Below are 11,219 nucleotides of genomic sequence, written 5' to 3' on the forward strand. Positions count from 1 at the left end.
GCGTCGCCTGACCGGTCTTCCCGGGCCTAGGATACTCCTGCGGCGACTCAGTCGCTGGGGCCAGGACCCCGCTCAGAAGGCATGCCACGCTCCAGATCGCAATCACGCTCGGTATTGCGCACCCATTCGCGCCAGATGGCGACCAGCAAAGCCATCAGCACCGGCCCGACGAACAGGCCCACGATGCCCATGGTTTTCACGCCGCCCACCAGGCCGAAGAACGTCGGCAGAAAAGGCAGTTTGACCGGCCCGCCTACCAACCTGGGCCGCAGCGTCTTATCCACGATGAAAAGCTCGACCGTGCCCCAGACGAACAGGCCGACGCCGGCCACCAGATGGTTGGACCCCACCAGGTAAAGCGACACCAAGGTGAAAGACAGCGGCGCGCCGCCCGGAATCAAGGCCATGAAGCCGGTAATCACGCCCAGCAAGACGGGCGACGGCACCCCGGCGATCCAATAAGCCAGGCCCAGCACCACGCCTTCGCCCAGGGCGATCAGGCACATGCCGGTAACGGTGGAACTGACGGTGGCCGGCACAACGCGCGAGAAACGCTTCCAGCGGGCCGGCAGCACGCGCTCGCCAAGAATATCCAGCTGGGCAACCATGCTCTTGCCATCTTTGTAGACGAAAAAGAGTGTGATCAGCATGAAAAGCAGCGTCAGCAACCACTGAAAAACATTACCCGTGGCCGACAGCGCCATGCGGTAGATATTGCCCAGATGCTCTCCACTGACCAACTCCACCATCGCACCCAGGGCATGCGGCTCGCCCAGGTAGGTGGTCCAGTACTGAGAGAGGCGCTCCCCCACACCGGGCAGAGAGGAAATCCAGAATGGCACCTCCACACCATGTTTATTGGCCGCCAGCGCCCAGGCGAAAAAGTTGCTCGCCTCTTTGAAGGCATAGGTCAAGGCCATCGACAGCGGCACCACCACCACCAGCACGACGATGCACAATGCCAGCGTGGCCGCCAGAATGTTGCGGCCTTTACAAAAGCGCACTACCCGTTCGTAAAGCGGCCAGGTCGCCAGGCCGATGATGAGGGCCGCCAAGGCGGGCACCAAAAAACCGGAAAGAAAATAAAGCCCCGCAGCCACGACCAGCAGCAACAACCAGCGGGCGATCAGGTAAACGGGAAAGACGGGCTGCTGCATAGGCTAGACGGCTCTCTGGTATTGCAGGAAAGACCCCTGCAATATACCTAGTTTTTAGGTTCCGTCCCCATCATGTGGCCTGCCGGTCTGAAATTTACATAACGAACTCGGGCATATCTTGCGGCACGCGGCGGCGCGCTTCATGCTCGCCAGCCGGCAGCAGCGTCGGCTGCTGAACCTTGCATACCAACACGCCAGGCTCATTTTCATCACGGCCCGACAAGAGCGTGCAGCCCGCGAACAAATCTGCCACCCAGTCGGAAAACACCCGCACCTTGGGCGAAAGCTGACGATTCTGCAAATACAGCAGCGAAATCGGCACCGACTTGGGCTTCCATTGCGGCAGCACCTCGACCAAGGCCCCAGACAGCAGATGCGGCAGGGCCATATAGCGTGCCGTCTGGATCAGACCAAAGCCGTTAAGGCCGCAAGTCAGATGGGCGCTCCAGTCATTGACCGACACCGTACCCGCCACGTCCACGAGCTGCTCTTTACCATCAACCATAAAGGTCCAGGCGCACTGCCGGCCGCCCGAAGAAAAATAGTGCACCGCATGGTGGCGCTCCAGATCCTGCAAGGACTCGGGCGTGCCATAACGCTCGAGATAGCTGGGCGTGGCGCAGGTCACGGTCTGAACCGTGCCGATACGACGCGCAACCAGGCTGGAGTCTTCCAGCTCACCGCTCCGGATCACACAGTCCACGGCCTCCTGAACCAGATCCACTTTGCGGTCGCCCATGCCGATCACCAGCTCCACATCCGGGTAACGGGTGTGGAAATCACACAGGGCAGGAATCAGGATGAGCTGACCAACGGACGCCGGCACGTCGATACGGAGACGGCCTTGCGGACGTGCGGCCGCATCCTGCAAACAGGCTTCCGTCTCGTAGACCTCGGCCAGAATACGGGTGGCGTGCTTGTAATAGGCCGCGCCGTCTGGTGTCAGGCTGATGCGCCGCGTCGTGCGGTTTAGCAAGCGCACGCCGAGATGGCGCTCCAGATTTTGAATGATGGTGGTAACCGTTGTGCGGGGCAGCGTAAGACTCTCTGCGGCGCGCGTGAAGCTGTTTGCTTCGACCACACGAACAAAGACCTGCATGGCTTGGAAACGATCCATGTTTCTGTCCTATCAAGAAATTGTGCGCCTAGGATACAGCCGATTTTCGATTAATTGTACGTTCAAAACGAACAGTATTGCCGGATAGCCATTGTTTATTCTGCCCGTCGAAACGCTCAGAATCGCCCCGTCTATCTCGGTTTGTCGGACTGTCTTCGAATTGCGCGCCGCAGCATTCCTACCTGCCCCGCCCTTCCCTCACCCGGCCCGATCCCCCCCAAATACTTGCATCAAGGAAACACCATGACGCTTTCGCGCCATCGTATCGCGGCCCTGACGGTTGCCGCCGCCCTGCTGGCCGCAGGCGCCGCTTACACGCTATTACCCGCCTCCGGGGGGGTGGCCCACGCCGAAGGACAGCCCGCTGCGGCCGCCGTCGATGTCGCGCCCGCCCTGGCGCGCACCATCCTTGACTGGCAGCGCTACTCCGGCCGCCTGGAAGCCATCGACCGGGTGGATATCCGTCCCCTGGTGTCAGGCACCCTGACCGAGGTCCACTTCAAGGATGGCGCGCTGGTCAAAAAGGGAGACGTGCTGTTCACCATCGATCCCCGCCCCTATGCGGCCGAAGTCGATCGTGCTGCCGCGCAACTGGCTGCCGCCCAAGCCCGCGCCGCCTACACGGCCAGCGACCTAGCGCGTGCTCAGCGCCTCTTGAGCGACAACGCCATCGCCAAGCGGGACTTCGAGGAGAAACAGAACGCCGCGCGCGAGGCCGCCGCCCATCTGCTGGCCGCCAGGGCGGCGCAAGAATCGGCGCGCATCCATCTTGGCTACACCCGTATCACCGCGCCCGTGGACGGCCGGGTCTCGCGTGCGGAAGTCACGGTGGGCAATGTGGTGAACGCCGGCGCGCAAACCCTGCCGCTCACCACGCTGGTCTCGGTCTCGCCTATTTACGCCGCTTTCGACGTGGATGAGCAAACCTTCCTGAAGTCTGTTAACCCGGCGCGCGCCGCCGGCACCGAGGTGCCTGTGCAGCTCGGCCTGGCCAATGAAGACGGCTATTCGCGTGAAGGCGTGGTGCATTACGTGGACAACCGCCTGGACAGCAACTCGGCCACCATCCGCCTGCGCGCGGTGTTCGACAACCACGACGGCAGCCTGCTGCCCGGACTCTACGCCAGAGTGCGCCTGGGCGGCGGCGGCCCCCGCGAAGCCGTGCTGGTCGACGAAAAAGCCATCGGCACCGACCAAAACAAGCGCTATGTGCTGGTGCTAGACGATCAACACCGCGCCAACTACCGCGAAGTGACCCTGGGCGCCAACCTCGGCCCGCTGCAAGTTATCGAAAAAGGCTTGAAGCCCGGCGAGCAAATCGTCGTCAACGGCTTGCAGCGCGTGCGCCCAGGCTCGGTTGTCGCGCCCACCGTCGTGTCTATGGACACGGCGCCGCAAGCGGTCAAGACGGCTGCGGCAGCCCTGAAGTAAAACCAGGCCCGGAGCCTCACATGAATATCTCCAAGTTTTTCATCGACCGGCCCATTTTCGCGGGCGTGCTGTCGGTGTTGGTTCTGCTGGGCGGTCTGCTGGCCATGTTCCAGCTACCCATTTCCGAATATCCGGAAGTGGTGCCGCCTTCGGTCGTGGTTCGCGCCCAATACCCCGGCGCCAACCCCAAGGTCATCGCCGAAACCGTGGCCTCTCCGCTCGAAGAAGCCATCAATGGCGTCGAGGACATGATCTATATGCAGTCGCAGGCCAACAGCGACGGCAACCTCACGCTGACCGTGAATTTCAAGCTGGGCATGGACCCCGACAAGGCGCAGCAACTGGTGCAAAACCGCATCTCGCAGGCCTTGCCGCGCCTGCCTCCGGATGTGCAGCGCCTAGGCGTCACCACGACCAAAACCTCGCCCACCCTGACGCTGGTGGTGCACCTGATCTCGCCCAACGACCGCTACGACATCACCTATCTGCGCAACTACGCCATCATCAACATCAAGGACCGCCTCTCGCGCATCAATGGCGTGGGTGAGGCGACAGTATGGGGTTCTGGCAACTATTCGATGCGCGTCTGGCTGGACCCGCAAAAAGTCGCCCAGCGCGGCATGACCGCCTCGGAAGTCGTAGCCGCCATCCGCGAGCAGAATGTGCAAGTCGCCGCTGGCGTGATCGGCGCCTCGCCCACCCTGAGCGATGTGCCCTTGCAGCTCAACGTCAATGCGCGCGGCCGTCTGCAAACCGAAGAAGAATTCCGCGACATCGTCCTCAAGACTTCGCCCGATGGCGGTGTCACCCATCTGGCTGGTGTGGCCCGGGTGGAACTGGACGCGCAAGAATACGGACTGCGCTCGCTGCTGGACAACAAGCCCGCCGTAGGCATGGGCATCATGCAGTCGCCCGGCGCCAACGCACTGGATGTCGCAACGCAAGTACGCAACACCATGCAGGAACTCTCGCAGGACTTCCCACCGGGTGTGGAGTACCGCATCGAGTATGACCCCACGCAGTTCGTGCGCTCCAGCATCGAGGCCGTGGTGCATACCCTGCTCGAAGCCATCGCCCTCGTGGTGCTGGTCGTGATCCTCTTCCTGCAAACCTGGCGCGCCTCCATCATCCCGCTGCTGGCCGTGCCCGTCTCCATCGTCGGCACCTTCGCCTTCTTGCTGATGTTCGGCTACTCGATCAATGCCCTGTCCCTGTTCGGCATGGTGCTCGCCATCGGGATTGTGGTGGATGACGCCATCGTGGTGGTGGAAAACGTTGAACGCAATATCGCAGCAGGACTGAGCCCTAGAGAGGCCACCTATCGCGCCATGCGCGAGGTCAGCGGTCCCATCATCGCCATCGCCCTCACGCTTTGCGCGGTGTTCGTGCCGCTGGCCTTCATGACCGGCCTGTCTGGCCAGTTCTACAAGCAATTCGCCATGACCATCGCCATCTCGACGGTGATCTCGGCCTTCAATTCGCTCACGCTCTCGCCCGCCCTGTCGGCCCTGCTGCTGCGCGGCCACCATGACAAACCCGACTGGCTGACACGCCAGATGAACCGCTTTCTGGGCCGATTCTTCGCCGCCTTCAACCGCCTGTTCGGCAGCGCCTCCGACCGCTACGCCACCAACGTCGAAGGCGTAATCCGGCACAAGAGCAAGGCCATGGGCGTGTACGCGCTGCTGCTGGCGCTGACCGTGGGTATCTCCTATCTGGTGCCCGGCGGCTTCGTGCCCGCTCAGGACAAGCAATATCTGATCGGCTTCGCGCAACTGCCCAATGGCGCATCGCTGGACCGCAGCGATGCCGTCATCCGCCGCATGACGGACATCGCCCTGGCCGAACCCGGCGTGAAAAGCGCCATTGCCTTCCCCGGGCTATCGATCAACGGCTTCACCAACAGCTCCAGCGCAGGCATCGTGTTCGTCACGCTCAAGCCCTTCGAAGAGCGCCAATCGGCTGCGCTATCGGGCAATGCCATCGCCGCCAGCCTGAACCAAAAATTCGGCGCCATCAAAGACGCTTTTGTGGCCGTCTTCCCGCCCCCGCCGGTCATGGGCCTGGGCACATTGGGCGGCTTTAAACTACAAATCGAAGATCGCGGCGCGCTCGGCTACGCCGAACTGGACCGCGCCGCGCAGGCCTTCCTGGCCAAGGCTGCGCAAACCCCCGAGCTTGGGCCGTCTTTCTCCAGCTACCAGATCAATGTGCCGCAACTGGATGTGGATCTAGATCGCGTGAAGGCCAAGCAGCTGGGCGTGCCGGTAAGCGAGGTGTTCGACACCATGCAGATCTACCTGGGCTCCATGTATGTGAACGACTTCAACCGTTTCGGCCGCGTTTTCCAGGTTCGCGCCCAAGCAGATGCCCCCTTCCGCTCGCATCCACAAGACATCCTGCAACTGAAAACCCGCAATGCTGCGGGCGAGATGGTGCCGCTGTCCTCGCTGGTCACGATCAAGCCGACCTTTGGCTCCGAAATGGTCGTCCGTTACAACGGCTATACCGCCGCCGACATCAATGGCGGCCCGGCGCCGGGCTTCTCCACCAATCAGGCCCAGGCGGCCGCCGAGCGCATCGCCGCCGAGGTGCTACCTCGCGGCATGAAGATGGAATGGACCGACCTGACCTATCAACAGATCTTGGCGGGCAACGCCGGCCTGTGGGTCTTCCCGATTTCGGTGCTCCTGGTCTTTCTGGTGCTGGCTGCGCTGTATGAGAGCCTGGCCCTGCCCCTGGCCGTCATCCTGATCGTGCCCATGAGCATCCTGGCCGCGCTGACCGGCGTCTGGCTGACCGGCGGCGACAACAACATCTTCACGCAAATCGGTTTCATGGTGCTGGTGGGCCTGTCAGCCAAGAACGCCATTCTTATCGTGGAATTTGCCCGCGAGCTGGAAATGCAGGGTTCGACACCGCTGGAGGCAGCCATCGAGGCCAGCCGCCTGCGGCTGCGCCCCATCTTGATGACCTCTATCGCCTTCATTATGGGTGTGGTGCCGCTGGTGCTGTCTTCCGGCGCAGGCTCCGAAATGCGTCATGCGATGGGCGTGGCCGTGTTCTTCGGCATGCTGGGCGTGACCCTCTTCGGCCTCTTCCTGACACCGGTCTTCTATGTGGTGTTGCGCACCCTGAGCAAGCGCAAGCTGCACTCGGCCTCGCCTCATGACGCGCCCCTGCATCAACATCACGCTCATTGAACCTGAGAGTTCTAACATGACACAACGCATCGCCCGCCTATCCGCCCTGCTCGCCGCCCTTCTGGTGCTGGCGGGCTGCGCGGTGGGACCTGACTACCACCAACCCGCCGCCGCCACGCCAGCTCGGTACAAAGAAGCCGCGCCGCAGGAAGCCGGCAATTGGAAAACGGCTCAGCCCTCGGAAGCGGCGCTGCGCGGCGAATGGTGGAAAATTTTTGGCGACACGGCCCTCAACGCCATGCAGGAGGAGGCGCTAGGCGCCAATCAAAGCCTCAAGGCCGCCGCCGCACGTCTGGCGCAGGCCCGCGCCCTGCAGCGTGACGCCCGCGCCGACTTCTTCCCCAAGGTGGACGCCGGTGTCGGCCCTAATCGCCAGCGGCCTTCCCCTGCGTCGCAAGACTTGTCCGACAACGCCTCCCCTAGCGCCTCAACCCAGTGGCGCGCCCAGGCAAGTGCCGCCTATGAGGCCGACCTGTTCGGCAGAGTCGCCAACAGCGTAGACGCCGCCACGGCCGACGCTCAACAAAGCGAAGCGCTCTACCGCTCCATCCTGCTGGCCCTGCAAGCAGACGTGGCCTCCACCTATTTTCTGGTGCGGGAACGCGATGCCGAATCGCAACTCTACCGTCAGACAGTCGCGCTGCGCGAAGCAAGCCTCACGCTGATTCAGCGCCGCTTTGAGGCCGGCGACATCGGTGAGCTCGACCTCGCCCGCGCCAAGTCGGAGCTGGCTCAGGCCCAAGCGGAAGCGCTAGGGGTAGACCGCCAGCGCGCCACGGCCGAACACGCGCTGGCCGTGCTGCTGGGAAAAACCCCTGCCGAATTCAGCATGCCCCCGCAGCCGCTCAAACCCCTACTGGTGACGGTGCCGGCCGGCTTGCCTTCGGCGCTGCTGGAGCGCCGTCCCGACATCGCCGCCGCAGAACGCGCCATGGCATCGGCCAATGCCCGCGTCGGCGTGGCCAAGTCGGCATTCTTCCCGCGCCTGGAAATCACCGGTGCGCTGGGCTATGAATCCTCGCAGTTGAGCAAGCTTTTCCAGTGGTCATCCCGCACCTTTCTGCTCGGCCCCCTGGTCGGCACCGCCTTGTCGCTGCCCATCTTCGATGGCGGCCGCCGTCAGGCAAGCCTGGATCGGGCCCTGGCGGTTTACGAGGAAGACGTGGCGCAATACCGCCAGACCGTGTTGAGCGCCTTTCGCGAAGTCGAAGACAACCTCGCCAATCTACGTATCCTGGGTAATCAGACCCAAGCGCAAAGCGAGGCCGTTGACGCCAGCGCCCGTGCAGCCAGCATCTCGCACGCGCAGTACCGCGAAGGGTCGATCAGTTATCTGGACGTGATCGAGGCCGACCGTACCGTGCTGACGCAACGCCGCCTGTCGGTACAGCTCACCGGCGAGCAGGCGCGATCCACGGTCGATCTGATCCGTGCGCTGGGCGGCGGCTGGGACAGCGCCGTACCCGCAGCAGGCCAGGAAACCGGCAAGACGGCCGCAATGCGCTGACTGACGTGGCCGGCAGTGTCACCGCCGGCCACCTCTTGCGCTCGGACAAAACCCGCATGGCACAATCGCGCAACGCTACTACCGCCACACACCATGCTGATCCTGCTCGATCAAGACGGCGTGCTCGCCGATTTTGAACACGCCTTTATCGACGCCTGGCGTCAACGCTACCCCGATATTGCGCCTGTCGCCTATGAAGACCGCCGTTCATTTCATCTTCTTGAAGACTACCCCGAGGCGCTGCGCGCCCGTGCCGAAGCGATCTACACCGCGCCCGGCTTCATCCGCCATCTGCCGCCGGTAGCGAGCGCGCTGGAGGCCGTGCGCGAACTGATTGCCCTGGGCATGGATGTGCGTATCTGCACGTCTCCCTTGCGGCAATATGACAACTGCGTACTCGAAAAATATCAGTGGGTCGAACATCATCTTGGCCGCGCCGCGACCGAACGACTCATCCTCACCCGCGACAAAACCCTGATCCAGGGCGATTTGCTCATCGACGACCGTCCGAACATTCCGGGCGCGGTACGCCCACAATGGCGCCACATCATTTATGACGCCCCCTACAACCGGCAGGAAACCGGCTGTCCGCGCCTGACATGGCAGAACTGGCGCAACATCCTGGCCGGCGCGCTCTACCAATCGGATACCTGATCTCCTCACACCAGGCAATTGACGCTATGCTGTTTGCAAAAGGCCCACACCGGGGGCCGGCCCTGACCAGGTGAGCCATGAATCTGCACCGTCTGCTCAAACAGCGCGAGACCGACAACAAGCCGCTGCGCCTGGCGCTGATCGGTATTGGCAAGTTCAGCGCCATGTTGTTGAGTCAGGCCCAACGCACCCCAGGCATCCGTCTTATCGCCGTAGCCGACCGCGATGCCTCGCGGGCCCGCTCTGCCCTGACCCGCTGCGGCTGGCCCGCCCAGACACTGGGCGCGTCCACCATCCACGAGGCGCTCAAACACGGCAAGGTCTTTTGCTGCGATGACCCTTTACAGGTCATCGCCGACCCCGATGTAGAAATCGTCATCGACGCCAGCACCCTGGCCGCCGAAGGCATCGCCCACACGCTGTGGTGCTGCGAATATCGCAAAGACATCATTATGGTAAACCTCGCCGCCGATGCACTGGCGGGTCCGCTGCTGGCGCGCCGCGCGCGCGAAGCCGGCATTGTTTACTCGCTGGCCTATGGCGATCAGCCTGCGCTCATCTGCGAAATGGTCGATTGGGCAAGGGCTTGCGGGTTCGAAATCATGGCCGCAGGCAAAGGCACCAAATACCTTCCTGAGTTTCACACCTCCACGCCTGATACGGTATGGCCCTATTACGGCTTCACCGACGAAATGGTGGCTGCAGGCGATTTCGATGCCCGTTTGTTCAACAGCTTTCTGGACGGTACGAAGAGCGCACTGGAAATGGCCAGCGTCGCCAATGCCACGGGCCTGACGCCCGCGCCGCAGGGGCTGTTCTACCCGCCCTGCGGCGTCGATGACCTAGCCCGGGTGCTGCGCCCGCGCGAGCACGGAGGCATCCTGCATCATCGGGGCCAGGTGGAAGTCGTGTCCTCATTGGAGCGTGACGGCCGCTCGGTGTTTCGTGATCTGCGCTGGGGGGTATTCGTCACGCTGGCCGCCGATAGCGACTTCGTGCGCAGCTCTTTTCGGGACTTCGGGCTGGTCACCGACCCCAGTGGTAATTACGCCGCCATGTACCGGCCCTACCACCTGATGGGCATGGAACTCGGCATGAGCGTGGCCAGCATCGGCCTGCGCCGCGAACCCACCGGCATGCCCACGGCCTGGCACGCCGATGTAATCGCCACCGCCAAACGGGATATGGCGGCAGGCGAGGTGCTGGATGGCGCGGGCGGATACAGCGTCTATGGCCGCCTAGTGCCGGCTCGGATTTCAACCGATGATGCCTATCTGCCTATCGGCCTGGCCGAGGGCGCAGTACTGAAACATGCGGTGCGCCAATCGCAGCCTATACGCACGCTGGACGTCAGCTACGACGAGGAAACCCTGGCCGCGCGCCTGCGCCGCGAAATGGAACAGGCCTTCGCTTAAGCGCTCAGGGATAGACAATGGAATACTGCACATAGGTCACCAGCTTGCCTGCCGCAATATTGCCATTACCCGTTTTGATATAGCGCGCCAGATAACGCAAGGTGGCGCCCTTTTTCCCGCCGCTCTCAACCAGAGACACGCCGCTCGCGCCTGAGGGCGATTCACCGATCATGATTTTGCTACCGTTGGCATTGGCCAGTTGTATGCCCAGGTTATCGACTTTAGCTGCTGCGATCGTCGGCATGCTCGTCGCAGCCTGCGTCACCGAAGCCGCATCGGTATAAGCGAAAAGATTGCCGTGCGCGTAATCTGTCGTCGCGCCAGGTTCAAAATGCGCTTTGACATCGCCAGCCATCGCTTCAGGACAATCAGAAAGCGTGATAGTAAATGCCGTGGCGCCCGCCGTATCCCCGACGCTTTTCAAGGCCGAGGTCGAGATCTTGGGCAGCGCCACGAAAATATTGGCCGGCGGCTCCTTCCCATTGATCTTGCAGGTGCTATCGGTAATCTCGCCGGTAATGGTGACAATGCCATCGGCGGCATGGGCCGGCGCGGCGGCCATGCCCGCCAGCGCCAGCAAGGTGAAGGCGGTGATCTTCACGCATTCAATTGCGGATTGCGGATTGCGGATTGCGGATTGCGGATTGCGGATTGCGGATGAAAGCATTGCTTCAACTCTAAAACATGGGCTGGTAGAGCTTGAAAGTATGTCTGCGCATGGGTATCGGATTGGGG

8 protein-coding genes are annotated in these 11,219 nt (G+C 62.5%); 5 read left to right on the forward strand and 3 right to left on the reverse strand.

Annotated elements, in window-relative coordinates:
- Nucleotides 1–47 precede the first annotated feature (47 nt).
- A complete protein-coding gene (locus U0029_RS15480) occupies nt 48–1,157 on the reverse strand; it encodes an AI-2E family transporter (RefSeq protein WP_012416030.1) in 1,110 nt (369 codons plus the stop codon).
- Nucleotides 1,158–1,251: 94 nt separating this feature from the next.
- Nucleotides 1,252–2,274 (reverse strand): LysR family transcriptional regulator, encoded by a 1,023-nt coding sequence (locus U0029_RS15485; protein ID WP_012416029.1) that lies wholly within the window; start codon nt 2,272–2,274, stop codon nt 1,252–1,254.
- 243 nt (nt 2,275–2,517) lie between these two features.
- On the opposite strand from U0029_RS15485, the gene U0029_RS15490 reads away from it, so the two are divergent.
- The 5 genes from U0029_RS15490 to U0029_RS15510 all read left to right on the forward strand — a co-directional run bounded on the left by U0029_RS15490 (nt 2,518) and on the right by U0029_RS15510 (nt 10,484).
- The gene (locus U0029_RS15490) at nt 2,518–3,705 is read left to right on the forward strand and encodes an efflux RND transporter periplasmic adaptor subunit (protein WP_012416028.1); all 1,188 of its coding nucleotides are present in this window, start codon (nt 2,518–2,520) and stop codon (nt 3,703–3,705) included.
- Between the two features lie 20 nt (nt 3,706–3,725).
- Complete coding sequence (locus U0029_RS15495) at nt 3,726–6,908, forward strand: efflux RND transporter permease subunit (RefSeq protein ID WP_114851641.1); 3,183 nt, start codon at nt 3,726–3,728, stop codon at nt 6,906–6,908.
- A gap of 16 nt (nt 6,909–6,924) precedes the next feature.
- Entirely contained in the window at nt 6,925–8,415 is a 1,491-nt protein-coding gene (locus U0029_RS15500; RefSeq protein ID WP_012416026.1) for an efflux transporter outer membrane subunit, read from the forward strand.
- Between the two features lie 93 nt (nt 8,416–8,508).
- Nucleotides 8,509–9,069 (forward strand): 5' nucleotidase, NT5C type, encoded by a 561-nt coding sequence (locus U0029_RS15505; protein WP_114851640.1) that lies wholly within the window; start codon nt 8,509–8,511, stop codon nt 9,067–9,069.
- A gap of 77 nt (nt 9,070–9,146) precedes the next feature.
- Nucleotides 9,147–10,484 (forward strand): NAD(P)H-dependent oxidoreductase, encoded by a 1,338-nt coding sequence (locus tag U0029_RS15510; RefSeq protein WP_012416024.1) that lies wholly within the window; start codon nt 9,147–9,149, stop codon nt 10,482–10,484.
- A gap of 4 nt (nt 10,485–10,488) precedes the next feature.
- Here the strand turns inward: U0029_RS15510 and U0029_RS15515 are convergent, their stop codons facing one another.
- Nucleotides 10,489–11,151: a fimbrial protein gene (locus U0029_RS15515; protein ID WP_114851639.1), complete on the reverse strand. Its 663-nt coding sequence runs from the start codon at nt 11,149–11,151 to the stop codon at nt 10,489–10,491.
- Nucleotides 11,152–11,219: the final 68 nt, after the last annotated feature.

Source organism: Bordetella avium, from assembly GCF_034424645.1.
Taxonomy (GTDB): Bacteria; Pseudomonadota; Gammaproteobacteria; order Burkholderiales; family Burkholderiaceae_B; genus Bordetella; species Bordetella avium.